Genomic DNA, 24,652 nt, shown 5'->3' with positions numbered 1-24,652 from the left:
GGTACGCGCACCGGACACGGAGGCGTCACCCGTCCCCGCCACGGCGGAGGGGGAGCGCGTGCGCCCCCTCGGTCCGGTGCTCGCCCGACGCCCGCGCCACCTGTCGGGCCAGCGCGTCCGCCGCCCGGCGCACGCGCAGTACGAGGGCGCCGATGAGGACACCTCCCACCACGAACGCACCGAACAGGACAGTCAGGACGATCACGCTTGTACCTTATCCCTTTCGCTCCGACCTACACTCGGCCCCCGAGTGAACAACCGAGGCTCGCTCGGGCGACGAATCGGTCTCGGCCCGTTCCGTACGGGTCCGCGTCACCGGTCCGCGTTCCCCGCGGGCTCACGCGGAGCGGTAGAGCTCCAGCGTCCTGTGCGCCTCGGCCCGCGCCTGCTCCGCCAGCGCCGGCGGTGCCGTGATCCGCCCCCGCGGGCCCAGCCGCAGGGCCAGCCGCACCACCCAGGCGGGCGCGGGGGTGCGCAGCACGGCGCGGACCCCGCCCCCGGGCAGCTCCGCCGTCGACTCGCACACGTAGTCCTCGGTGACCCACCGGGCCGAGGACTCCAGGTCCAGGGTGACCAGCGCGTCGCGGTCGGAGAGCTGGAGCAGCCCTCCGGACAGGTCACGGCGGCCCACCCCCTCGGGGACCTCGGCCGGGTAGGGCAGCACGGTGAGGTCCAGCACACGGTCCAGCCGGAACAGGCGCACGTCCTCGCGCAGCCGGCAGTACCCCTCCAGGAAGGTGTGGCCGTCCTGGACGACCAGGCCCATGGGGTCCACGTCGCGCTCGGTGACCTGGTCCAGGTACCCGGACAGGTAGCGCAGGTGCAGGCGCTGACCCGACTCCAGGGCCTCGGCGCAGCGCCGCCGCGTCTGCTCGACCTGTTCGTCGCCGGAGTCCTCCAGGCGGACCTGCACCGAGTCGGCCAGGGAGCCCAGGGCGGTGCCCGCGGCGGTGCGCAGCTTCTCCGAGACCCGTTTGAGGGCGCCCGACTCCAGTCCCTCGGCCTCGGGCAGCGCCTCCAGCAGGGACAGGCCCACGACCAGGCTGGCGGCCTCGTCGGCGGTCAGCCGCAGCGGCTGGGCCAGCGTGTCGGCGTTGCCGATGATGATCTCGCCGGTCTCCCTGGCCGCGTCCAGGTCCACGTCGATGAGGTCGCCGGGGGTGTACCCGGGCAGGCCGCACATCCACAGCAGGCTCAGGTCGGCGACCACCTGCTTCTCGGTCAGGCCGAAGTGCTCCGCCACCTCCGGCACCCGCACGTCGCGGCCCAGGGCGTAGGGCACGAGCATCAGCAGGCGGCGCAGCTGGTCGGCCGAACGCGGCCCGCGCGCCGGACCGCCGCCCGGGGCCGCCGCCTCGGCCGGGACCGGGTCGTGGGCGGGCACGTCGGCGTCGGCCGTCGCCGACAGGTGCTCGACCACGGCAGCACGGGCCTCGGCGGGTTCGACGATGACGGCGTTGGCGCCGTAGGACGCGACGTGCTCGACCAGGTCGGGGACGTCGGTGTAGGGGACGGTGAGGGCGTCCCAGCCGCCGTCGGGGCCCTCGCGTTCGCCCGGGACCACGCGCAGCGCCCCGCGGCGCAGGGCGTGGGCGGTGTCGGTGCGCACCCGCACGGTGGCGGTCGCCTCCGGCTCGGCGCGGTGCCCGGCCGCCACCGACCGCAGGTCGACGCCCTCGGGCACGACCACGTCGGGGCCGCCGCGCAGGACCTCCACCTCGCCGCGGATGCGGCCCAGGCGGAACACGCGGCGGGCGTCGCGCAGCCGGTCGTGGCCCACCACGTACCAGTGTCCGCGCAGGTTGACGATGCCCCACGGCTCGACCTCGCGCCGCTCGGGCTCGGACTGGCCGGGCTTGCGGTAGTCGAAGGCGATCGGCCGCCGGTCGCGCACCGCCTGCCAGACCGGCCCGAACGCGGACTCGTCGGTGCGCATGGCGGGGGTCAGCCCCGGGGCGGCCTCGGTGTCCACCGGCACCCCGGCCGAACGCAGCTTGAACAGGGCGTTGGCCGCGGCCTCGCCCAGGGAGGCGTGCCGCCAGGCGCGGGCGGCCAGGCCCAGCACCACGGCCTCGTCGGGCAGCAGTTCGATCTCGGGCAGCTCGTAGTCGGCCCGGGAGATGCGGTACCCCTCCTCACCGCTGATCGCGTCGCCGGTGCCCACCTGGATGGGGATGCCGCTGTCGCGCAGCTCCCGCTTGTCCCGCTCGAACATGCGCTTGAACGCCTGCTCGCTGTCGGCCTCGGCGTAGCCGTACACCGTACGGCGGATCTCCTGGGCCGTCAGGTGGCGGCGCGTGGACAACAGGCAGATGACCAGGTTCAACTGCCGTTCCGTCTTCCTGCGCGACATCGCCTGCACCCTCTTCTCGCCCGCGTGTGGAATGCCGTCGGCGGCGGGGCGCGTCGTCCCCGTGCCGACTCAGCAACGAAGGTACCGTGCCTTCCATGATCCGGTGGCGCCGTGGTGAAGTCCGTGAACTCCTGCCGTCCTGGCCCGGGGTGAGCGTGTGCCTGGCCGCCGTCGCGGACGGTGCGGGCGGGGAGGCGACCTGTCGGGCGATCGCCTACCCGGCCCTGGTGGGCGACCCCCGCCCCGGGGACGCGGTGCTGCTCAACACCGGGGCCCTGGACCTGGGGCTGGGCACCGGCGGGTACGCGATGGTGGTGGCCCTGCCCGAGCGGCTGCCGCCCGACCGGGAGGGGCCCGGACACCTGGTCAAGGCGCGGTACACGCCGTTGCAGACGCTGGTGGAGGGCGCCGACGAGCAGGACTCCCCGCACCACGCGACGCTGCGCGACGCGGCCGGGCTGGCGGGCATGCCGGTGGTGGTCGCCGACCTGCACTCGTCGCTGCCCGCGGTACTGGCCGGGATCCTGCACGAGCGGCCCGCGGCGCGGGTGGTCAACGTCATGACCGACGGCGGGGCGCTGCCCGCCGCGTTCTCGCGGACGCTGGGTGCGCTGCGCGAGGAGGGGCTGCTGGCGGGGTGCGTGACCACCGGGCAGTCGTTCGGCGGTGACCTGGAGGCGGTGACGGTCCACTCCGGGCTGCTGGCCGCCCGGCACGTGCTGGGCGCGGACGTGGCGGTGGTCTGCCAGGGGCCGGGCAACCTGGGCACGGGGACGCCCTGGGGGTTCTCCGGGGTGTCCTGCGGTGAGGCGGTCAACGCGGCGGCGGTGCTGGACGGGCACCCGGTGGCGGCGCTGCGGGTCAGCGAGGCCGACCCCCGCCCCCGGCACCGTGGAGTGTCCCACCACAGCCTGACGGCCTACGGGCGGGTGGCGCTGGCCCGCGCCGACGTGGTGGTGCCGCTGCTGCCCGGGGTGTTCGGGGAGCGGGTGCGCGTCCAGGCGGCACCGCTGGGCGCCCGGCACACGCTGGTGGACGTGGGTGTGGAGGGCCTGGAGGAGGCGCTGCTGGCGTTGCCGGTGAAGCCGTCCACCATGGGCCGGAGCCTGGAGGAGGACCGGGCGGCGTTCCTGAGCGCGGCCGCCGCGGGCCGCCACGCCGCCGCACTCGTGTGATCCCGTCCGTCGGGGACCTCGGCACGCCGCTGCCGTGGTGCGGCCCCATGCCTGGGGTGCGGCCACGCCTGCGCGGGGCGATCCCGCGGGTCGTCACCCGCCGGTGCGCAGGAGCGTGTCCGGGTCGGCGGCCTGCCCCGGCACCGGAACGGGGCGGGCCGGGCTGAGCGAGTGCGGCGAGGGCTCGTCGAAGAACGCCCCCGCGCGGAACATCGCCAGGGACGCCGGGTCGGCGCGGACCCCCTCGTCCACGCGGATCACCTCGGGCACGAACACCGCACCGTCCCCGCAGGTCACACCCCACACACGGCCCGGCCCCGCCGACACCACCTCGCCCGGGGCGCCGCCCCGGACCGCTGCGTCCAGCGCCCCCGCGCACAGGGTGATGCGGCTGCCGCCGAACATCGCGAAGGCACCCGGGTAGGGGTCGGCCAGGGCCCGCACCAGGCGGTCCACGTCGCGGCCCGAGGAGGTGAAGTCGATGCGCCCGTCGCTGGGGCGGCGGCGCGGCCACACCGACGCGTGCCCGCGCTGGGGCCGCCGGGGCGCGGTGCCCGCCAGCAGGTCGTCGATGCGGGCCGTCAGCATCTCGGCCTGGCGGCGGGCCACCCGGTCGTACAGGCCGGTGGCGGTGATGTCGGGCTCGACGTCGAACCACGCCTGGTCGATGATGTCGCCGGTGTCGCCGCCGTCCAGGTGCAGCAGGGTGACGGCGCTGGCCCGCATGTCGCGCAGGATCGTCCACGGGATGGGGGCGCGGCCCCGGCCGACCGGCAGCGGCGCCGGGTGCAGGCCGACCCCGCCCCGCGGCAGCGCCGCCAGCAGGTGTTCGGGAACGGGGCCGGACCACCCGGCGGCGACCAGCAGGGAGATGTCGCGGGCCGCGATCGCGTCGCGCACCTCGTCCGAGCCCAGGTCGGCGGCGCGCAGGTGCTCCAGGTCGTGGCGGCGGGTGACGGCCTCGTAGTCGACGTAGCCGGAGCGGTGGGCGAGTTCGGCGGGATAGGAGACCACCAGGGCCGGCGAGCGCCCCTGGGCGCACAGTTCCCTCAGGGCGGGAACCCCCAGGCCCAGTCCCGACACGTAGCAGTAGCGCACCCGGTCCACCACGGCCCCCTCCGCTCGGCCCACCGTTGGCACGACTCTACGCAGCGGGGCGGCGGGGCCGCCGGAGGCGGCGGTCGCTCTGCGTGTCCGCAACGCCGAGGGGCCTTCCGGCGACCGCCGGAAAGCCCCCTGGCTCAAGAAGCCCGCGCGAAGGCGCTACTCGGTCTCCTCCTCGGAGTCCTCCTCATCGCCGGCCTCGGACGCCTCTTCGTCCTCGGCACCCTCGGAGGGCTCCTCCTCGGGTTCGACCGGCGGCGGGTTGTCGAAGGAGCCCAGGACATCGACCACGAAGACCAGGGTGCCCGCCGGGGCGCCCATCGCCTCCTCCTCGGTCTCGCCGTAGGCCATGTCGCCGGGCACGACCAGGAGCAGGCGGCTGCCGGCCTTCTGGCCGACGATGCCCTCGTCCCAGCCCTCGATCACCGAGCCCGCGCCGATGGTGGTGTCGAAGGGGGCGCCACCGCGGGTCCAGGTGGAGTCGAACACGGGGTGGTCGCCGTTCTCGTCGGCCTCCCAGCGCACACCGGTGTACTGGACGATGACCTGCTGGCCCTCCTCGACCTCGCCGCCCGTCCCCTCGATCAGGGGAACGACCTCCAGCTCCTCGGGCGCATCGCCCTCGGGGACCTCGATCGTGGGTTCGCTGTGGCCCTCCTGGACCACGGTCGGCAGGCCGTCACCGCCGTCGGTGGTCTGCTCGCCCGGCACCACCGAGCCCATGCCGAAACGGTCCAGGATGTCGACGACCAGGACGCTGGCGCCCACCTGGGGCTCCTGGCCCATGGCCTCGGCCTGGGCCTGCTCGTCCTCGGTCAGCGGCGGGAAGACGTACACCGCGCGGCTGCCGACGGCCTGGTTGACCAGGACCGAGCTGATCTGCTCGGGCATGTCGGCCATGCGGATCAGGTCCGGGGCACCGGTCTCGTAGCTGGACTGGCCCTCGACCGGCTCGCCCTCGCCGGCGCCGGTCCACTGGAACTGGGCGACGTTGGCGACGACGAGGTCGTCGGCGCGGACCAGCTCCTCCTCGCCCGGGCCCTGGTCCACGACACCGGAGAGCTCCTCCTCGGGGGGCTCCATGTCGGGGAAGGTGACCTCGGGCGCCTCGCCGACATCACCCGTGACGGTGGGCAGCCGCGAGTCGAGCTGGTCACCGTCCATCCGCATGAAGGCGGGAGTGCGCCACTCCTCGGGGATGTTTCCGCAGCTTGAGACCGTCAAAGCGATGACGGTCAGGGGCACCGCGAGGGCGGCGGCACGTCGGTGCATGGGTCACTACCTCTGTTTTCCGGCTCGGGACAGGGTCACACTACCGAAAAGCGCGACCGCCACCACCTCCCCCCGAGGCGGAACATCGGTAACAAAAGGTCACCGCCCCCCGGACGTCCCCGTCCGGGGCGCCGGGAAGCGCCGCGGCCCCGGCGGCGGAGGACCGCCACCGGGGCCGCTGGTGCCGCCGGTCACATCCCGGCGATGAGCTTCTCCACCCGCTCGTCCACCGACTTGAAGGGGTCCTTGCACAGCACGGTGCGCTGCGCCTGGTCGTTGAGCTTGAGGTGCACCCAGTCGACCGTGAAGTCGCGGCGCTGCTCCTGGGCGCGGCGGATGAACTCGCCGCGCAGCCGGGCCCGCGTGGTCTGCGGGGGCACCGACTTGGCCTCGAAGATCTTCAGGTCGCCGACCACCCGCTCCATCTGGCCGCGGTTCTGGAGCAGGTAGAACAGGCCGCGGTCGCGGTGGATGTCGTGGTAGGTCAGGTCGAGCTGGGCGATCCGGGGCGAGGACAGGGACAGGTCGTGCTTGGCGCGGTAGCGCTCCAGCAGCATGTACTTGGCGACCCAGTCGATCTCCCGGGAGACCGACTCCAAGTTCTGGGACTCGACCGCCTCCAGGGTGCGCTGCCACAGCTCCAGGACCCGCTTGCCGGTCGCGTCGGTGCCGTGCCGGTCGACGTAGCTCTGCACCTTCTCCAGGTACTCGCGCTGGATCTCCAGCGCCCCCGCCTCGCGCCCGTTGGCCAGGCGCACCTTGCGGCGGCCGGTCATGTCGTGGCTGACCTCGCGGATCGCCCGGATCGGGTTCTCCAGGGTGTAGTCGCGCATGACCACGCCCGCCTCGATCATCCGCAGCACCAGGTCGGTGGAGCCCAGTTTGAGCAGGGTGGTGGTCTCGCTCATGTTGGAGTCGCCGACGATGACGTGCAGGCGGCGGAAGCGCTCGGCGTCCGCGTGCGGCTCATCGCGGGTGTTGATGATCGGCCGGGACCGGGTGGTGGCGGAGGAGACGCCCTCCCAGATGTGCTCGGCCCGCTGGCTGACGCAGTACAGGGCGCCGCGGGGGGTCTGTAGGACCTTTCCGGCCCCGCAGATGATCTGCCGGGTGACCAGGAAGGGGATGAGCACGTCGGCCAGCCGCCCGAACTCCCCGTGCCGGCCCACGAGGTAGTTCTCGTGGCAGCCGTAGGAGTTGCCGGCGGAGTCGGTGTTGTTCTTGAACAGGTAGATGTCCCCGGCGATGCCCTCCTCGTGCAGGCGCTGCTCGGCGTCGACCTGCAACCCCTCCAGGATGCGCTCACCGGCCTTGTCGTGCGCCACCAGGTCCACGAGGCTGTCGCACTCGGGGGTGGCGTACTCGGGGTGGCTGCCCACGTCCAGGTAGAGGCGGGCACCGTTGCGCAGGAACACGTTGCTGCTGCGTCCCCAGGAGACCACCCTCCGGAAGAGGTAGCGGGCGACCTCGTCCGGCGACAGCCGGCGCTGCCCCCGGAAGGTGCACGTGACCCCGTACTCGTTCTCCAGCCCGAAGATCCGTCGTTCCACGCGGCCTCACCAACTTCCCGTCACCGTCCGGCCCCAGACGACGGGGCCGCGTCGTCCGCCGGCCGGTGCGGCGCCTCGGGGGCGCCGCACCGTTTCTGCTATGCGTCGTCCTCGGTGGTGGTACCGCCGGAGGCGGACCCGCCGCGCCCCTCCTCCAGGAGGGAGACCAGGCGCGGCCCCTGGATGCGGCGGAACTTGCGGTGCTCCCTGGACCGTTCCAGGACGGCGACCTCCAGGTTGGCCGCCTCCAATTCGCGCTCCTCACCGTTCTCCCTGGCCAGGGCGTGGGTGGCGGCGTTGAGCGCGGCCGCGAGGGAGGCGTCGGCGGCGAACCGGTCCTTGAGCGCCTGGGAGACGTGCTCGGAGGACCCGCCCACCGCGACGAAGCCCTGCTCGTCGACGATGGAGCCGTCGAAGGTGATGCGGTAGATCTCGTCGCCGTCGACGGTGTCGCCGACCTCGGCGACGACGATCTCCACCTCCCAGGGCTTGAGGCTCTCGCTGAACACGGTGCCCAGGGTCTGGGCGTAGATGTTGGCGAGCTGGCGGCCGCTGACGTCGCGGCGGTCGTACTGGTACCCGCGCACGTCCGCGAAACGCACGCCCATCAGGCGCAGGTTCTCGAACTCGGGGTAGCGGCCGACCGCGGCGAAGGCGATGCGGTCGTAGAGTTCACTGATCTTGTGGAGCGTGCGGGAGACGTTGTCCGCCACCAGCAGGATGCCGCCCTCGTATTGCAGAACGACGGCGCTGCGGCCGCGCGCGATGCCCTTGCGCGCGTAGTCCGCCTTGTCCTTCATCTGCTGTTCGGGGGCGACGTAGAACGGCATCGACACCGCGGATCGTTTCCTTACCTAGAAGTCCAATGGGGCGAGGCGGGGCCGGCTGTTCAGGCCAGCGGGGCGGTGGGGCCGTCCGGGTGGGCGGCACGCCCCTCGACCACCTCCGTCGCCAGGCGGGCGACGTCGTCGGCGGGCAGGCGGCGGTGGCCGTCCTCGGTGATCACGTCGACCAGGGGGAAGATCTTGCGGTGCAGGTCGGGTCCGCCGGTGGCGGAGTCGTCGTCGGCCGCGTCGTAGAGGGATTCCAGGGCGACCTTGACGGCATCGGTCTCACCGAGGTCGTCGCGGTAGAGCTTCTTGATGGAGCCCTTGGCGAAGACCGAGCCGGAGCCGATGGAGTAGTAGCGCTGCTCCTCGTAGCGACCGCCGGTCGCGTCGTAGCTGAAGACGCGGCCCTTGCCCTCGTTCTCGTCGTAGCCGACGAAGAGGGGGACCACGACGAAGCCCTGCATGGCCAGGCCGAGGTGCCCGCGGACCATCTGGGCGAGCTTGTTCGCCTTACCTTCGAGGGAGAGCGAACGGCCCTCCATCTTCTCGTAGTGCTCCAATTCCACCTGGTAGAGGCGGGCCAATTCGATACCGAACCCGGCGGAGCCGGCAATGGCCACCGCGGAGTATTCGTCCGTTCGATAAACTTTTTCCATGTCGCGATTGGCGATCACGTTGCCCTGGGTGGCACGCCGGTCGCCCGCGATCAGAACGCCCCCGGGGAAGGTCAGCGCGACGATCGTCGTCGCGTCGGGGGCGAGGTGCTCGGCGGCGATCCCCTGCGCCGGCAGTCCGTGGCCGGGCATCAGTTCGGGCCTGACCTCTCGGAGAAACTCGGTGAAGGACGAGGTCCCCGCACTCATGAAAGCGGCGGGCAACCCCTTGCCCTCGAACCCTTCGAACACGCGACTCCCTCCACTCGCGCCCCGCCCCGACGCGGGCGGGACGCCTCGTCCTTAAGTCCTGTCAAAGCCGACCCTAGCCGGGTCCGCGGCGGTGCCGACGGCATCGTCGGTGCGCTGTCAGCGAACCGCCGCGGGGCCTACTGGCCGCCCTTCTGCACGAACTGCCGAACGAAGTCCTCGGCGTTGCTCTCCAGCACGTCGTCGATCTCGTCCAGGATGTCGTCGACGTCCTCGTCCAGCTGGTCCTTGCGCTCCTGAACGTCGGCGGATGCCTCGACCTCTTCGACCTCCTCGTCGCGGCGCGACGCGTGCTTCTGGCCGCCGGTGTCCTTCGCCATATTCGCTACCTCCCGTTCGGGGCTCTCGCCCTTATCTTGGCCCAACACCGGGCACCTCAACCCACTTCCCGAAGCCCGATACCGGCTGGTTACCTCGAACCACGGGGCGTACCCGCGACCGGAATCCGCACCGGCCACCCCCGCTCCCGGGCGCGTCGCGCACGGCCCGGGGTAGGGATCGCCGATCATTCGAGGCGCTGACCTGGCGCGTTACGGTTGCGTAGGGAGATGGTCACCGTGGGTTCCCGGGCGCTATGCGCGGGGGTGGAGGGGGCGGGAGGCGAAGGCCGCGGTGGGCCGCCCAGCCCGGGGGTTGTCCACCCGCCCGGGGTGCCCGGCCCCATCCGGGAGGAGAACCGGAGTCCTGCACCTCGGGGCACCTCAGTTGCCCACCCGACCGGGAACCCCGGCCACAGCCGGAGGGCATCGCGCCGCCCCCGCCCCCGGGGGGTTGTCCACCCGCCCGGGAACCCCGGCCCCATCCGGGAGGAGAACCGGAGTCCTGCACCTCGGGGGGTTGCCCACCCGACCGGAATGCTCAGCCCGAGCCGTGTCACGCCAGTGGGGTGCCCGGCCCCAGGGGGTCTTCGCGACAGAGGTGAAGGTTTCCAAAAGCCCAGCCGCTTGGAAACGGACGGGGCGCTACGCGTGGGCCCGGCCCCGGCCGCAGTCGGCGTACCGGCAGCTTTGCAGACCGGTGCGTTGGGCGCTCGTGCGGGGTGGTGGGGGTGTGACTGCCGGAGCCGGGTGCACGTGGAGCGTGCACACCCGCACCGCTCGGGGCGGGAGGCAATGGTCCGCCTGCAAAGGGCGGGATGCTCCACGCTCGTTTGAAAGCCCGACCACAGATGCTGTAACCCGGCGGTGCCCGCCCTCCGCCACCACAGGGGGGTGAAGGGAAGGAAGGACTGAGACCCCCACCACACGGGGGGTGGACCGGAGCGTGTCCGCGGGCCCCGGCCCCAGACCGGAAGGAGAACCGCGACCTACACCCCCCGGGTGAACCCGCATGTGCTCGCGGTCCCCACCACAGGGGGTGAGGCCTGGCCGTGTCCGCTTGCCGGTCTGCCCGGGACCGGGGGCTCGGACCGGGACGGGAGGCCGGGCGCGGGTCCCGCCCCCTGGGGTGAAAGCGAACAGTCCTTCCCCCCGACCCCTCTGCGGCGAGGTCGCGAGCACGCCCGGGTCCGCCCCCCTGGGGCCGGGGCCGCGGACGTGTTCTGCCTTCCCCCGGGCAGCCGGGGTGTGCGGTCCTTCCTCCGGCCCGGGGCGCAGGCCGCGGGAACACTCCGGTCCACCCCCTGGGGTACAGGTCGCGGGAACGCCTCCCTCAACCCCCCTTCGGTGGCGGAGGGCGGGCACCGCCAAGGTCACCCCACCTGTGGTCGGGCTTTCAAACGAGCGTGGAGCGCTCCTCTGTTTGCAGGCGGACCATTGCCTCCCGCCCCAAGCGGTGCGGGTGTGCACGCTCCACGTGCACCCGGCTCCGGCAGTCACACCCCCACCACCCCGCACGAGCGCCCAACGCACCGGTCTGCAAAGCTGCCGGTACGCCGACTGCGGCCGGGGCCGGGCCCACGCGTAGCGCCCCGTCCGTTTCCAAGCGGCCGGGCTTTTGGAAACCTTCACCTCTGTCGCGAAGACCCCCTATGGCCGGGCACCCCACTGGCCTGACACGGCTCGGGCTGAGCATTCCGGTCGGGTGAACAACCCCCCGGGGTGCAGGACTCCGGTTCTCCTCCCGGATGGGGCCGGGGTTCCCGGGCGGGTGAACAACCCCCCTGGGGTGCAGGACTCCGGTTCTCCTCCCGGATGGGGCTGAGGTTCCCGGGCGGGTGAACACCCCCCCGGGGGCGGGGGCGGCGCGACACCCTCCGGCTGTGGCCAGGCACTCCGGGCAGGTGGGCAACCCCCCCGAGGCCCAGGCCCCGCGGTTCTCCTACCGGCCATGGCGGCCAGACGGCTGCGGCCCGCACCCCCCGTGCCCGGGAGCGGGAGAACGCCCGCCCGGGCCCCCTGGGGTCGAAGGAGACGATCCTCCCACCGGCCGTGGCCGGGCCCCGAACAGCGCGCCCGTCACCCCACACAGCGTTGAGAGGACACGGGTGGCGCACAAGCTGGTCGGCCCTCGCGGCCGAGGGCGCGCGATGCCCTCCGGGTCGGCCCCGGTCGCACGGCCTCCCGCTACCCGCCGGTAAGAACCCTCCCCCGTAGGGCCGGGCGGCTGTCCGATATCGGGCGGCCGTCCGGCCCCTTATTCCGACCGTTCGTCTTGGGAGCGCTTCCGGGCAACAGGGGGACCTTGTTGCGAAAGGTCCGCGATCCCGTGGGCGGTGGCACTGTGACCTCGGTTGTTACCGCCGTGTAGCCACGCGGTCACGAAGGGAACGGCGTCCCGTGGCCGAATCCGGCCACACCGCACCCCTTGAAATGTGTGGCTTTACTCGCAGGGTAACCGGACGACTGCGGAAAAAGACAAGGTCGTTCAACATTCGACTACCAACAGCCACCACGGCACCCGGTTTCATCGGATGATCCCTTTGCTGCTTGGGCGCTTTCCCGAGAAAGCGGGTCTTTCCCTCGCCAAAGTGTCCACTTATGGTTTGGAATCGTTTACCGAGCGTCTCGGTGAGCTTCGCGGAGTGGACCAATCCCACACCGCGGAAGGGACGTCCGCCCCCACCGGAGCGGAAACCCATTCCCCCGTCAATCCCCCTGGAGAGTAGGGATCATGCGACCCTCCCCCGTTATCTCCGCCGTCGGAACGGGAGCCCTGGCCTTCGGCCTGGTGCTCGCCATGTCCCCCGGCGCCTACGCGGCACCCGCACCACAGGGCCCCGTCGCCGACGACAGCGCCTCCACCATGCAGGAGGCCCTGGCCCGTGACCTCGACCTGACCCAGGCCGAGGCCACCGACCTCCTGGAGGCCCAAGAGGACGCCCTGGACGTCGACGCCGAGGCGACCGAGGCCGCCGGCGACGCCTACGGCGGCTCCCTCTACGACATCGAGACCCAGGACCTCACCGTCCTGGTCACCGACGCCGACGCCGTCGAAGCGGTCGAGGCGACCGGCGCGCAGGCCGAGGTCGTCGAGTACGGCACCGAGGGCCTGACCGAGGTCGTCGAGGCCCTCGACGCCGCCGACGCCCCCGACGGCGTCACCGGCTGGTACCCGGACGTCGAGGGCGACACCGTCGTCCTGGAGGTCCTGGAGGGCACCGACGTCGACGCGCTGCTGGCCGACGCCGACGTGGACGCCTCCGCCGTCGAGGTGGTCACCACCGACGAGGCGCCGCAGCTGTACGCGGACATCATCGGCGGCCTGGCCTACTACATGGGCGGCCGCTGCTCGGTCGGCTTCCCCGCCACCAACAGCTCCGGCCAGCCGGGCTTCGTCACCGCGGGCCACTGCGGCACCGTGGGCACCGGCGTGACCATCGGCAACGGCCGCGGCACCTTCGAGCGCTCGGTCTTCCCGGGCAACGACGCCGCGTTCGTGCGGGGCACCTCGAACTTCACCCTGCACAACCTGGTCAGCCGCTACAACGGCACCTACCAGTCCGTCACCGGCACCTCCCAGGCGCCCATCGGGTCGGCGATCTGCCGCTCCGGCTCCACCACCGGCTGGCACTGCGGCACCATCCAGGCCCGCAACCAGACGGTGCGCTACCCGCAGGGCACGGTGTACTACCTCACCCGGACCAACGTGTGCGCCGAGCCCGGCGACTCCGGCGGTTCGTTCATCTCCGGTTCGCAGGCGCAGGGCGTCACCTCCGGCGGCTCCGGCAACTGCACCTGGGGCGGGACCACCTACTACCAGGAGGTCCAGCCGATGATCAACTCCTGGGGCGTGCGGATCCGCACCAGCTAGTCGTTCCCCCACCCCCTCCCCCGGTGTCCCCGCCCGCGCCGCGTGCGCGGGCGGGGGCGCCCCCGTTCCCCCGCGGGTCCCCGGCCGGGAGGGCCCGCCCCTTTCCCGGACGCGGGGATGCGCGGGCCTTCAGGAGCGGTGGACGACCTTCCCGTCCAGGACGGTCAACCAGGCGTCCACCGAACGCAGCTCGTCCGGGCCCAGCCCCTCGACCGCGCGGTCCAGGACCACGATGTCGGCCAGGTACCCCGGCTTGAGGGCACCGAGCCGGTCCTCCATCCCCAGCGCGTGGGCGGCGTCCAGCGTGTGCGCCCGCAGCGCCTCGTGCAGGGTGACCGCCTGGTCCGTGCCGATCTCGTCGCCCTCCCGGGTGGTGCGCCCCACCGCGTTGGCGATGGTGTCCATCGGGCGCAGGCTGGAGACGAACGAGTCGCTGGACAGCGCCGGGCGCAGCCCCAGGTCGATCTCCTCCCGCATCGGCTGGAGCCGGTGGGCCCGCTCCCCCAGGCGGCGCAGGAAGTCGCGCCCGCTGTCGTAGAGGAAGTTGGGCTGGTTGACCGGGATGACCCCGTACTCGGTGAACCGCTTGGTCTGCTCCACCGTCGGGTACCCGCAGTGCTCCACCCGCGGGCGCGGGTCGGGCCCCGACACCTTCGCCGCCGACGCGATCGCGGCCAGGGTGTGCTCCATTGCGGCGTCGCCCTGGGTGTGGATCGCCACCTGCCAGCCCTCGCGGGCGGCCCGGGTCACCAGGTCCACCAGCCGGTCGGGGTGGTGGTACAGGCTCCCGGCGAACTGGCCGCGCTCGCCGTAGGGGACGGTGAACTTGGCGGTGCCGCCCAGCAGGGTGCCGTCGGAGTAGAACTTCATGCCGGTCAGCCGCAGCCGGTCGTCGCCGAACGGCGAGGCCAGACCGGCCCGGGTGAGGGCGTCGAGCTGGTGGGACAGCGGCATGCCGAAAGTGCGCAGCGGCAGCGTTCCGGCGGCCCGGGCGGCCCGGTACACGCGCAGTTCGCGCGCCGACACCTGCGGGTCGCACACGGTGGTCACACCGGCGGAGAGGTAGGGGCGGGCGGCGTCGGCCAGCCAGCCCAGGAGGTGTTCGGTGGGCAGGTCGGTGTGGAAGTTGGGCCCGTGGCAGCCGATGTCGACGGCCAACGGCAGCAGCAGCTCCATCGCGGCGTCGGTGACCATGCCGGTGAGGCGGCCGCCCTCGTCGCGCACGAACGAGCCACCCGCCGGGTCCGGCACGTCCTCGCCGATGCCGCTCCAGGCCAGGGCCGCGGAGTTGACGACGGCCTGGTGCCCGGACACGTGGTAGACGATGACGGGGTGTTCGGTGGTGGCCGTGTCCAGGTCGCGGCGGGTGGGACGGCCCTCGGGGTACTTGGCGTCGTCCATGGAGAAGGCGCGGATCCACTGCCCGGCCGGGGTGCGGGCGGCCTCGGCGGCGAGGGCGGCGACCAGGTCGGCGGCGCTGCCCACCCGGGGGTAGCGGGCGTCGACGGCGGCCAGGGATTCGGCGGTGGACAGCAGGTGGTTGTGCGGGTCGATGAACCCGGGCAGGACCGTGCGTCCGCCCGCGTCGATCTCGGTGGCGCCGGGTCCGGCGGCGGCGCGGGCCTGCCCGGCCGTTCCGGCCAGGAGCACGCGCCCGTCGCGCACGGCCAGGGCCCGGGCACGGGGGTGGGAGTCGTCCATGGTCAGGACGGCGGCGTTGTGGATGAGCAGGCCGGGCACGGCTTCCTCCTGGTTCGGGTACGGGTGGGGTCCCGGGGCGGGCCGGAGGACGGCCGGCCCGCCCGGGGAGGGGAGGCGGGGCAACGGGGACCGGTGGTCCTCCCGGGAGTGCCGGGCGGTGGGCGCGGCCCGGATCAGGCCGACGCGGGCACCGGCAGGTCGGCGTCGCGGTGCCGGGGCGCGTAGGCCAGGCAGACGATGCTCACCACCGCCATCGCCATCAGCAGGCCCGCCACCGGCAGGATGCTGCCGGTCGCCGCGTACAGTGCGGTGCTGACCAGCGGCGACAGGCCACCGAAGATCGCACCGGCGACCTGGTAGGCGATGGAGATGCTGGTGTAGCGGGCCCGCGGCGGGTACATCTGGGCGAGCACCCGGGCGATCGGACCGTAGACCGCGGCCATGGCCAGGCGCATCACGCACAGCGCCAGGAGGATCAGGCCGACGCTGCCGGTCTCCAGGACCAGGAACTGCGGGATCGCCAGGACGATGACGCCGACCAGGCCGATGGTGACCACGCGGACGGTGCCGAAGCGGTCGCCCAGCCAGGACACCGCCAGGGTGGCGACGAGCTCCACGAACGCGGCCAGGCTCAGGCCGTTGAGGATGACCTGTTCGCTGATGCCGACCTCGGTGACCCCGTACCCCTGGAGGAAGGTGGTGACGATGTAGTAGCCGCCGACCGCGACCGGCAGGATGCCGATGCCCAGCAGCAGCGGCCGCCAGGAGGTGCGCAGCGCCTCGCGCACGGGCGGCTCGGCGGGCGCGCCCTGCTCCCGCACGGCCTCGAAGACCGGGGACTCCTCGACCTTGAGCCGGATGACCAGGCCGACCAGGACCAGCAGCACCGACGCCAGGAACGGCAGGCGCCAGGCCCAGTCGTGGAGGGCGTCGGCGTTCCAGGCGGCGATGAGGCCGAACGAGCCGGTGGCCAGCAGCGCGCCGGCGGGGTTGCCCAGTTGGGCGAAGGAGCCGTAGAAGGTCTTGTGCTCCTCGGGCGCGTGCTCGACCGCCATGAGGACGGCTCCGCCCCACTCGCCGCCCACGGCGATGCCCTGCACGAACCGCAGCACCACCAGGAGCAGCGGGGCGAAGAACCCGATCTGCTCGTAGGTGGGCAGCAGGCCGACGCAGAAGGTGGCCACACCCATCATGAGCAGGGTGGTGACCAGCGCCGACTTGCGGCCGAGCCGGTCGCCGTAGTGGCCGAAGACCAGGCCGCCCAGCGGCCGGGCGAAGAATCCGACGGAGAAGGTCGCGAAGGAGGCCATGAGGCCGACGACCGGGTCCGTCCCGGCGGGGAAGAACTGGGTGGCGAACACCAGGGCCGCGGCCGTGGCGTAGACGTAGAAGTCGAACCACTCGATGGTGGTTCCGACGAAGGCCGCCACGGCCGCACGCGCGGGGTGCGTGGACGTGGGGGCGGTCCGCTCTGACATGGGAACTCCGATTGCGCGTGACGTGGTCGTCGGGTGCTGCTCAGGTGTTGTTGTGACCGTAGACACCCGACCGCCACCGGCGACGGGATGTCCCGCACAGGACGTACCGTGACAAAAGTGCGGTGCGCACCGCCGGAACGCACGACCGGGATCGGGGAGCAGTTGTGAGCATCACCGTCCGCGACATCACCGCGGCACCGCACCTGGAGGTGTACGCCTCGGCCGGGTTCCCGGGCCTGGACCGGGCGGTGCGCTGGGCGCACGTCACCGAACTGCCCGACCCGGTGCGCTGGCTGCGCGGCGGCGAGCTGGTGCTGACCGTGGGACTGGGGCTGGGGACCGGCGAGGAGGAGCGGCGCGCCTATGTCCGGCGGCTGCACGAGGCGGGGTGCGCCGCCCTGGCCTTCGCCATCGACGTGTGGCTGGGCGGGACGATCCCGCCGGAGGTGCTGGAGGAGGGCGACCGGCTGGGGTTCCCGGTGCTGCGGGTGGAGGGCGAGACGCCGTTCATCGCCGTGGTGGAGGCCGTCGCCGACCACTACGCCGCCGAGCGGAGCCGGGAACAGGGCCGGGTGCTGGCCGCCCAGGACGCGATGGCGCGGGCGGCGCTGCGTTCGGGTCCGGCGGGGGTGATGCACGAGTTGGCGTCGGCGACGTCCGGGGAGTGCCTGCTGCTGGACCGCAACGGGATGACCAGCCGGGCCGTCCCGAATGCCGAGCCGGCCTGGCACGCGCCGGTGCGCGCCGCGGCGGCCGGGCCGGGCCGCACGCCGGGCATGCGGGTCCTGGCCGGGGACGGCCGGGGCGCCGCGGAGGGCGCGGACGGCGGAGGGGGCGGGGTGATCCTGCTACAGACCCTGGGCACCACCGGCCGCACCCTGGGGTGGCTGGCGCTGCGCTGCGCCGAGCCCTCCGCGAGCGTGCGGGTGCTGGCCAACCACGCGGCGTCGCTGTTGGCGGTGGACCTGCTGCACTCGCGCGACGCGCGGCGGGCGGTCTTCCGCGAACGCGCCCCGCTGCTGCGGGCCGCCGCGCTGGGCGGGCCGACGGGCGTTCCACTGACGCTGCCGCCCCCGCCGTGGGAGGTCGTCTGCTACCGGCTCGGCGGGGAGGGGGAACCCGCTCCGGGGGCGCCGGACGCACTGGACGCCGCGGCCGACGCCCTGGTGGACGTGCTCGGGGACACCGGCGCCGCGCAGAGCGCGGGGCTGTGCCCGCTGGACGGGGTCCTGGTGGCGGTGCTGCCCGACACGGGGCGTCCACACGCCGGGGAGCGCCTGCTCGCGCTGTTGCCGGGGGTGCCCGCGGCGGGGGCCTGCCGGGCGCGCGGGCCGGTCGACCTGGCCTCGGCGGTGTCCCGGGCGCGCGATGCGGTGCCCCCGCGGGGGTACCGGCACGTGGACGAGGCGGACGCCTGGGCGCTGCTGCGGGCGGCGGTCCCCGAGAGCGGGTCGCGGGCGTTCACCGAGGCCGTGCTGGGGCCGCTGCTGGAACACGACGGCCGCAACGGCACGGAGCTGGCGCACACCCTGCGTCACTACCTGGACGGCGGGGCGCACGTGGAGGGGGCCGCCCGGGACCTGGGGGTGCACCGCAACACGCTGCGGGCGCGGCTGCGCACCGCCGAACGGGTGCTGGGCCGTCCGCTGTCCGATCCGCGGACCCGGCTGGAGCTGTGGACGGCACTGAGCCTGCACCCCCTGCGCTGCACGGACGGCACCTGGCACGACTGAGCCGCGGGGTACCGGCGGTCCTGCGGGGTACCGGCGGTCCTCCCCGCCGCACGTGGGGAGGACCGCCGGTGGTCAGGCGGCGACGGTGTAGAGCCGTCCGGAGTGGGCGTCGGTCTCGATCTCGTCCACGAGGGCGACGGCGTAGTCGGCGTCGCTGAGCCGGCTGCGCCCGTGCTCGTCGGTGAGGACGACGTCGCCGCCGGTCCGGTAGCGGCCGGTGCGCTCGCCCTGGCTGACGAGTTCGACCGGCGGGGCCAGGTAGGTCCACCGCAGGTCGAGGCTGATCTGGTAGAGGAAGTAGGCGCGTTCCAGGGAGCGCGCCAGGTCGCGCAGGGGGCCGCGGGCCATCCTGCTCTGCCAGTAGGTGGCGGTCCTGGATTCGTCGGCGTACAGGTGGCCGGGGCTGCCGGCCACGAGGAGCCGCACGGAGGTGCCGGTGAGCAGGGAGATCAGGTGGCGGTCGACCTCCAGGTGGTCGCGTTCGCGGCCCACCTGGGCCTGGTGGGCGTTGACGAGGACATCCAGGCCGTCGAGGTCGCCGTAGTCGATCTCCATGGGGTTGCGGCGGATGTCGCACACGTCGTGCCCTCGCTGGCGGGCTTCGGCGGCGATGAGCGCTCCGATGCCCGTGGTCGCGCCGATGACACCGATCCGCATGGGAGTGGCGTTGTCTTGCATGGCGGGTCCTTAGGGACTGGTGCTGGGACCTGGTGCGGGGCCGTCGAACCGGAAAGGGACGGCCCCCACCAAAGAGAATGAAGTGACGGAGAGGTCTCCGCCACGTACACAGAACTTACCGGAGAGGTCTCCGCCAAGCAATCCCGAAACCCTGTGACGCGGACCGCAGCATCCTCGGGAAACGCCGCCTGAACTGGGATGACAAGAAATCGAAATATCGGCTAATCTTGGCGGAGAGATCTCCGCCAACGAAGGAACGACCGTGTCGACCAAGCGCGTCGAGCAGCTGCACGCCCAAGGCGTCCGCACGCGCGCCCACCTGCTGGAGACCGCCCGCGAGGCGTTCTCCACGTGCAGTGACGCCTCCCTGAACTCCATCGCCAAGAAGGCCGGAGTGGGCATCGGTACCCTGTACCGGCACTTCCCCACCCGCGAGGACCTGGTCTTCGAGCTGTACCGCGCCGAGGTGCAGCAGATGGCGCAGGCCGCCGACGACCTGCTCGACGAGCACCCGCCGCTGGACGCCTTCCGGCTGTGGCTCGCCCGGTTCGCCCGCTACGCCATGACCAAGGCCGGGCTCATCGGGGCGCTCCAGAGCGCCACCAGCCGGGGCCGGTTCGCCCAGGAGGCCCGGGGGCCGCTCACCGCCGCGCTCCAGCGGCTGCTCGACGCCAACCGCGCCGCCGGGACCCTGCGCCCGGACCTGGAACCCGACGACGTGCTGCTGGCCATCGCCGGGCTGTACCAGCTCGACCCCGCGGGCGACTGGGAGCCGCGCGCCAAGCGCATCCTCGAACTCGTCTGCGTGGGCCTGTGCCGCCGGGACACCGCCCCGTCGGGCGGGGCCGCACCGGCCTGACGGTCAGGGCAGGATCGAGTCCACGTAGCCGCCGTCCACCCGCAGGGCGCCGCCCGTGGTGGCCGAGGCCAGCGGCGAGGCGAGGTAGACGACCATGTTCGCGATCTCGTCGGGCTCGATGAGCCGCTGGATCAGGGACATCGGGCGGTGCTCGCGCATGAACACCCGTTGCGCCTCCTCCCAGGGCAGGTCCCCGTCCACCAGCTCGTAGACGAAGTCCTCGACCCCGCCGGTGTGCGTGGGCCCGGCGATGACGGAGTTGACGGTGACGCCGGTCCCGGCGGCCTCCTTGGCGAAACCGCGGGTGACCGAGAGCAGGGCGGTCTTGGTCATGCCGTAGTGGATCATCTCGGCGGGGACCGCCACCGCCGAGTCGCTGGCGATGGCGAGGACGCGCCCCCAGGAGCGCTCGACCATGCCGGGCAGGTAGGCGCGGGTCGTGCGCACCGCGGTCAGGACGTTGACCTCGAAGTAGTGGCGCCACTCCGCGTCGGTGATCTCCAGCGCCGGGCGGACGCCGAAGATGCCGAGGTTGTTGACCAGGACGTCCACGGCGGGGACCGCGCCCAGGACGCGCCGCAGGCCGTCGTCGTCGGCCAGGTCGCCGGGGGCGGCGACCAGGTCGGCGCGGGGGTGGTCGGCGGCGATGCGCTCCAGCGCGCGGTCCACCGACTCCGGGCTGCGCCCGTTGACCGCGACCCGCGCCCCGGCGCGGGCCAGAGCGGTCGCGATCGCCGCGCCGATGCCCTGGGTGGAGCCGGTCACCAGGGCCGTCTTACCGGAGAGGTCGATCTGCATGGTGCGCCCTTCGTCGGAGTCGGGAACGAAGATAGTTGCACACGCGCACTAAACGCAAGAGCACCTAACCGGCGCGTCGCCCCGCCTCCCCTCCCGGGCGGATCAGCCGGCGGACGGGGGGACGCGGTCGGCGGGGAAGCCGCCGGTGGCGATCGGCCCCCAACGCTTCGGCCTCACCCGGACCAGCGCCTTGCCCTGGCGGCGCATCGCCTCCCGGTACTCCGCCCAGTCCGGGTGCTCGCCCGCGATCACCCGGAAGTACTCCACCAGCGGCTCGACCGCCTCCTCACCGGCCAGGACCTCGGCCTCCCCGTCCACCTGCACCCAGGGGCCGCCGAAGTCGTCCGACAGCACCAGCACGCTCACCCGCGGATCGCGCGCGGCGTTGCGGGCCTTGGCCCGCTCCGGGTACGTGGACACGACGATCCGCCCCTGCCCGTCCACCCCGCAGGTCACCGGCGAGGCCTGCGGCCCGCCGTCACCGCGGCGGGTGATGAGCAGCGCGTTGTGCCGGGGCCGCACGAACTCCAGCAGTCCGGCCAGGTCGACGGTCGTGTTGGTCGCGATCGAAGGACTCATGGGCCTCTCTCCTCAGCGAAAACGGGTCCGGCCCGTCCCGCGGGCCCGGACCCCGGGGGCGGAGGGCACCGCCCCCGGGCACGGGTGCCGCGGGACCGTCCCCGCGCACGCCGGGCGGGGGCGCCGGGCGCCCGCGCCCCCGCCGGGCGGGTCAGCGGTTGCCCGACAGCACCGCCACCAGGTCGGCGGCGGTGGGCGAGGCGTCCAGCAGCCTCCCCACGTGCTCCTTCGTCCCGCGGCGGGGCTCCAGGGTGGGCACCCGCTGCAACGAGTCGTAGCCTGGCAGGTCGAAGATCACCGAGTCCCACGACGCCGCCGCCACCGAGTCCGCGTACTTGGCCAGGCACCGGCCGCGGAAGTACGCCCGGGTGTCCTCCGGCGGCTCGGTGACCGCCCGCTGCACCCGGGACTCCTCCAGCAGCCGCTTGATCCGCCCGCGCGCCGCCAGCCGGTTGTAGATCCCCTTGTCCGGCCGCACGTCCGAGTACTGTAGGTCCACCAGCTGCAACCGCGGGTGCGACCAGTCCAGCCCGTCCCGGGAGCGGTACCCCTCCAGCACCTTCAGCTTGGCCACCCAGTCCAGCTCGTCGGCCAGGTCCATCGGGTCGTTGCCCAGCCGGGTCAGCGCCGACTCCCACCGGTCCAGCACGTCCACGGTGTCGGGGTCCACGTCCGTGCCGAACCGGTCCTCCACGTACTTGCGCGCCTGGTCCAGGTACTCGCCCTGGATCTCCAGCGCGGTCATCCGGCGCCCGTCGCGCAGCTTCACGCGGTGCGCCAGCGTCGGGTCGTGGGACACCGCCCGCAGGTCGGCGACCGGGGTCTCCAACGACAGGTCCACGCTGATGAACCCGTCCTCGATCATCGACAGCACCAGCGACGTCGTCCCCAGCTTGAGGTAGGTGGAGATCTCGCTCATGTTGGCGTCGCCGATGATCACGTGCAGCCGCCGGTACTTGTCCGGGTCGGCGTGCGGTTCGTCCCGCGTGTTGATGATGGGACGCTTCAGGGTGGTCTCCAGCCCCACCTCGACCTCGAAGAAGTCCGCGCGCTGGGAGAGCTGGAAGCCGACCCCCTGCCCGTCGGAGCCGATGCCCACCTTGCCCGCACCCACCACCACCTGGCGGGACACGAAGAACGGGACCAGGTGGCGGACGATGTCGCCGAACGGCGTCGACCGCCGCATCAGGTAGTTCTCGTGGCAGCCGTAGGACGCGCCCTTGTTGTCCGTGTTGTTCTTGTACAGCTGGATGGGTTCGATCCCCGGCGTGGCCCCCGCCCGGGCGGCCGCGTCCGCCATCACCCGCTCGCCCGCCTTGTCCCACAGCACCGCGTCGAGCGGGTTGGTGACCTCGGGCGCCGAGTACTCGGGGTGGGCGTGGTCCACGTACAGCCGCGCCCCGTTGGTGAGGATGACGTTGGCCAGTCCCAGATCCTCGTCGGTGAGCTGCGTGGGGTCGGCCACCTCACGCGCCAGGTCGAAGCCGCGCGCGTCGCGCAGCGGGTTCTCCTCCTCGAAGTCCCATCGTGCCCGCCGCGCCCGGGCCGCCGAAGCGGCCAGATAGGCGTTGACCACCTGGGTTGAGGTGACCATCGCGTTGGCCCCGGGGTTGCCCGGCACGGAGATCCCGTACTCGGTCTCGATACCCATAATCCGCCGCACACTCATGCTGAAGAGATTATCCACCGGGGGGCGGTCTTGAACGCTTCCGCGTCGATTGTGGCCCAAGCGCCGTCTTCCCGGGAGTTCCCGGCCCCTCGGCGCGCCGTTGTCATCGCAGGTGGGACGGGCTTTCCCGGACCCGGGAAAAACCTTTCACCCGTTTTCTGCGAAAAGTCGGCCGACCGAACCCGGATTGGCGCCGCACACGGCACGGCCCCCGAAGACGGCGAAGGGCCGACCCGCGCGGCTCCCGCGCGGGTCAGCCCCTGCCACCTCTGGCCGTTACAGGTACCGACCGGTGTCGGCCACCGCGTCGATGCTCCGCCCGGAGGACGCGCCCTTCCTGCCGGTGACAAGGGCCCGGATGTGGACGAACCGCACGGTCCGGGGGCGGCGCCGACAGCAGCCGGGTGAGCACCCCCGCCGGCCACCGCGGCCCTTCAAAAGATCAACGTTCGTTGCAGCACGCCGGGCGGGTCAGCGGTTGACGTAGCCCATGTGCAGCTCGTTGTAACGGTCACCGTGCACACCGACCCGCTGGGCGAGGGTGTCCAGGTCGGCGCGTTCGTCGGCCGACAGCGCGACCCGGGTGGCGGCGGCGTTCTCTTGGATGCGGGCGGTGCGGCGGGTTCCGGGGATCGGCACGATCCACGGCTGTTGGGCCAGCAGCCAGGCCAGTGCGATCTGGCCCGGCGTGGTGCTCTTCTGAGCGGCGAGGGCCTTCACATGGTCGACCAGGGCCTGGTTCGCGGCGAGGTTGTCCGTCTCAAAGCGCGGGACCCGGTGGCGGATGTCGCCGTCGCCGAAGGTGGTGGAGGTGTCGACGGTGCCGGTGGCCGAAGGCATCATCGGATGCGCCCGTGAGGAGATGGGCCTGGGCCCCGTGCTTTCCGTCGCGGTGTTCCTCAGCATCGACGGCGTGGCCGGGTTCTTCGCCCACACCGCCTACCGATGGGTGCAGGTCGGTGGTAAGGCCCTGTTCCCCCGGACCATGGTCATCCTCACCATCACCGGATCCGCCTGGTTCCAGTGGATCCACGCCGCCGACCTCGCTCTGGCCGCGCAGGTCGCCCGTGCGGGGATGCCCCTCATCGCCGCCCTCCTCCTCGAAACCCTCCTCGTCTCCCGCAGGGCAGCGTGGAAGCAGGCCCAGACCAACAGCGGCTCCTCGGCCCCCCGAGCACGGTGGATGTGGGACCCCATCGGGTCAGCCGGAATCACGCGACGCATGCAACTGTGGGCCGTACCCGACTGGGAGGACGCCCTCGAACTCCACATGATCCGGCTCGAAGCGATCCGGCGACTTCGTAGAGAGTTCGGCCCGTTCTGGTCCCGGAAGGTGCCCGCCCACATCGCGGTCCGTCTCCAGAAGGGATTCCGGGTTCAGGAGGCCCCCGACATGGTGGACACCATCATCACCGAGCACCAGGCCCGCAAAGGCGGCACCGAACTTCCGCCCGAGCTCCCTCCCGCGCGTGACCCTCGCGTCTTCAACAAAGCGGTCGAGTACTACGCGCAGGCGGTCCTCGGCACCCGTGAACTTCCCTCCGAGCGAGGGTCGTGTGAGGCCTTCGACGTTCCCACGACAAACCGCCGCTGGGCCGAGCAGGTCATGAAGGCCGCCGAGGCACGCGCGGACGAGCGCAGCACGCCAGCTTCGCCCCCTGCCCTCAGCCCCCTACCCGCCTGAGAGAACGTTGTGGGGGTTGTGGATTGAAACCCGCCCTGAGCTGCGCATAGCACCCTAGACAGGGGCCCGTCCTCG

General features: G+C 72.7%; 20 protein-coding genes. 5 read left to right on the top strand and 15 right to left on the bottom strand.

All coding sequences use genetic code 11. From position 1 onward, the window contains the following. Window positions 1-25: 25 nt before the first annotated feature. A complete protein-coding gene (locus QJS33_RS06490) occupies window positions 26-205 on the bottom strand; it encodes a hypothetical protein (protein WP_306366942.1) in 180 nt (59 codons plus the stop codon). A gap of 132 nt (window positions 206-337) precedes the next feature. Beyond that, window positions 338-2,353 carry a YafY family protein gene (locus QJS33_RS06485; RefSeq protein WP_306366941.1) on the bottom strand — a complete coding sequence of 672 codons (2,016 nt, stop codon included), beginning with the start codon at window positions 2,351-2,353 and terminating at the stop codon, window positions 338-340. Window positions 2,354-2,448: 95 nt separating this feature from the next. On the opposite strand from QJS33_RS06485, the gene QJS33_RS06480 reads away from it, so the two are divergent. After that, window positions 2,449-3,528 (top strand): DUF3866 family protein, encoded by a 1,080-nt coding sequence (locus QJS33_RS06480; RefSeq protein ID WP_306366940.1) that lies wholly within the window; start codon window positions 2,449-2,451, stop codon window positions 3,526-3,528. Between the two features lie 93 nt (window positions 3,529-3,621). Here the strand turns inward: QJS33_RS06480 and QJS33_RS06475 are convergent, their stop codons facing one another. The 6 genes from QJS33_RS06475 to QJS33_RS06450 all read right to left on the bottom strand — a co-directional run bounded on the left by QJS33_RS06475 (window position 3,622) and on the right by QJS33_RS06450 (window position 9,527). Further along, complete coding sequence (locus tag QJS33_RS06475) at window positions 3,622-4,638, bottom strand: methionyl-tRNA formyltransferase (RefSeq protein ID WP_306367013.1); 1,017 nt, start codon at window positions 4,636-4,638, stop codon at window positions 3,622-3,624. 153 nt (window positions 4,639-4,791) lie between these two features. Beyond that, window positions 4,792-5,904 carry an FKBP-type peptidyl-prolyl cis-trans isomerase gene (locus tag QJS33_RS06470; protein ID WP_306366939.1) on the bottom strand — a complete coding sequence of 371 codons (1,113 nt, stop codon included), beginning with the start codon at window positions 5,902-5,904 and terminating at the stop codon, window positions 4,792-4,794. A gap of 191 nt (window positions 5,905-6,095) precedes the next feature. Continuing rightward, window positions 6,096-7,454 (bottom strand): Pup--protein ligase, encoded by a 1,359-nt coding sequence (gene pafA, locus QJS33_RS06465; protein ID WP_306366938.1) that lies wholly within the window; start codon window positions 7,452-7,454, stop codon window positions 6,096-6,098. A 98-nt stretch (window positions 7,455-7,552) separates the two neighbouring features. Further along, window positions 7,553-8,290 carry a proteasome subunit alpha gene (gene prcA, locus QJS33_RS06460; protein ID WP_306366937.1) on the bottom strand — a complete coding sequence of 246 codons (738 nt, stop codon included), beginning with the start codon at window positions 8,288-8,290 and terminating at the stop codon, window positions 7,553-7,555. Between the two features lie 53 nt (window positions 8,291-8,343). Continuing rightward, window positions 8,344-9,189, bottom strand: a complete 846-nt coding sequence (gene prcB / locus QJS33_RS06455) for a proteasome subunit beta (RefSeq protein ID WP_306366936.1) — start codon at window positions 9,187-9,189, stop codon at window positions 8,344-8,346. Between the two features lie 137 nt (window positions 9,190-9,326). After that, window positions 9,327-9,527, bottom strand: a complete 201-nt coding sequence (locus QJS33_RS06450; protein ID WP_220562119.1) for a ubiquitin-like protein Pup — start codon at window positions 9,525-9,527, stop codon at window positions 9,327-9,329. Window positions 9,528-12,258: 2,731 nt separating this feature from the next. On the opposite strand from QJS33_RS06450, the gene QJS33_RS06445 reads away from it, so the two are divergent. Next, window positions 12,259-13,398, top strand: coding sequence for a S1 family peptidase (locus tag QJS33_RS06445; RefSeq protein ID WP_306366935.1), 1,140 nt, complete (start codon window positions 12,259-12,261; stop codon window positions 13,396-13,398). Window positions 13,399-13,527: 129 nt separating this feature from the next. Here the strand turns inward: QJS33_RS06445 and QJS33_RS06440 are convergent, their stop codons facing one another. Both QJS33_RS06440 and QJS33_RS06435 read right to left on the bottom strand, forming a co-directional pair. Continuing rightward, window positions 13,528-15,138, bottom strand: coding sequence for an amidohydrolase (locus tag QJS33_RS06440; RefSeq protein WP_306366934.1), 1,611 nt, complete (start codon window positions 15,136-15,138; stop codon window positions 13,528-13,530). Window positions 15,139-15,272: 134 nt separating this feature from the next. Further along, window positions 15,273-16,577: an MFS transporter gene (locus tag QJS33_RS06435; protein WP_306366933.1), complete on the bottom strand. Its 1,305-nt coding sequence runs from the start codon at window positions 16,575-16,577 to the stop codon at window positions 15,273-15,275. A gap of 164 nt (window positions 16,578-16,741) precedes the next feature. Between QJS33_RS06435 and QJS33_RS06430 the strand changes: the two genes are divergently transcribed. Continuing rightward, a complete protein-coding gene (locus QJS33_RS06430; RefSeq protein WP_306366932.1) occupies window positions 16,742-18,310 on the top strand; it encodes a PucR family transcriptional regulator in 1,569 nt (522 codons plus the stop codon). Window positions 18,311-18,382: 72 nt separating this feature from the next. Here QJS33_RS06430 and QJS33_RS06425 read toward each other — a convergent pair whose 3' ends face one another. After that, window positions 18,383-18,988, bottom strand: coding sequence for an NAD(P)-dependent oxidoreductase (locus tag QJS33_RS06425; RefSeq protein ID WP_306366931.1), 606 nt, complete (start codon window positions 18,986-18,988; stop codon window positions 18,383-18,385). 262 nt (window positions 18,989-19,250) lie between these two features. Here QJS33_RS06425 and QJS33_RS06420 point away from each other — a divergent pair, with 262 nt between their 5' ends. Further along, window positions 19,251-19,847, top strand: a complete 597-nt coding sequence (locus QJS33_RS06420; RefSeq protein ID WP_306366930.1) for a TetR/AcrR family transcriptional regulator — start codon at window positions 19,251-19,253, stop codon at window positions 19,845-19,847. Window positions 19,848-19,850: 3 nt separating this feature from the next. Here the strand turns inward: QJS33_RS06420 and QJS33_RS06415 are convergent, their stop codons facing one another. The 4 genes from QJS33_RS06415 to QJS33_RS06400 all read right to left on the bottom strand — a co-directional run bounded on the left by QJS33_RS06415 (window position 19,851) and on the right by QJS33_RS06400 (window position 23,733). Continuing rightward, a complete protein-coding gene (locus QJS33_RS06415; protein WP_306366929.1) occupies window positions 19,851-20,645 on the bottom strand; it encodes an SDR family NAD(P)-dependent oxidoreductase in 795 nt (264 codons plus the stop codon). 102 nt (window positions 20,646-20,747) lie between these two features. Next, complete coding sequence (locus QJS33_RS06410) at window positions 20,748-21,224, bottom strand: PPOX class F420-dependent oxidoreductase (RefSeq protein ID WP_306366928.1); 477 nt, start codon at window positions 21,222-21,224, stop codon at window positions 20,748-20,750. Window positions 21,225-21,375: 151 nt separating this feature from the next. Continuing rightward, entirely contained in the window at window positions 21,376-22,893 is a 1,518-nt protein-coding gene (gene dop, locus QJS33_RS06405; RefSeq protein ID WP_372339601.1) for a depupylase/deamidase Dop, read from the bottom strand. A gap of 471 nt (window positions 22,894-23,364) precedes the next feature. Then, on the bottom strand, window positions 23,365-23,733 hold the full coding sequence (locus tag QJS33_RS06400; RefSeq protein ID WP_306366926.1) for an aldo/keto reductase: 369 nt from the start codon (window positions 23,731-23,733) through the stop codon (window positions 23,365-23,367). Between QJS33_RS06400 and QJS33_RS06395 the strand changes: the two genes are divergently transcribed. Beyond that, window positions 23,714-24,577: a DUF2637 domain-containing protein gene (locus QJS33_RS06395; protein ID WP_306366925.1), complete on the top strand. Its 864-nt coding sequence runs from the start codon at window positions 23,714-23,716 to the stop codon at window positions 24,575-24,577. The genes QJS33_RS06400 and QJS33_RS06395 overlap by 20 nt on opposite strands. Window positions 24,578-24,652 lie beyond the last annotated feature (75 nt).

The organism is Nocardiopsis sp. CC223A, from assembly GCF_030766825.1.
GTDB lineage: Bacteria > Actinomycetota > Actinomycetes > Streptosporangiales > Streptosporangiaceae > Nocardiopsis.
This window is presented reverse-complemented; position numbering and strand designations above follow the sequence as displayed.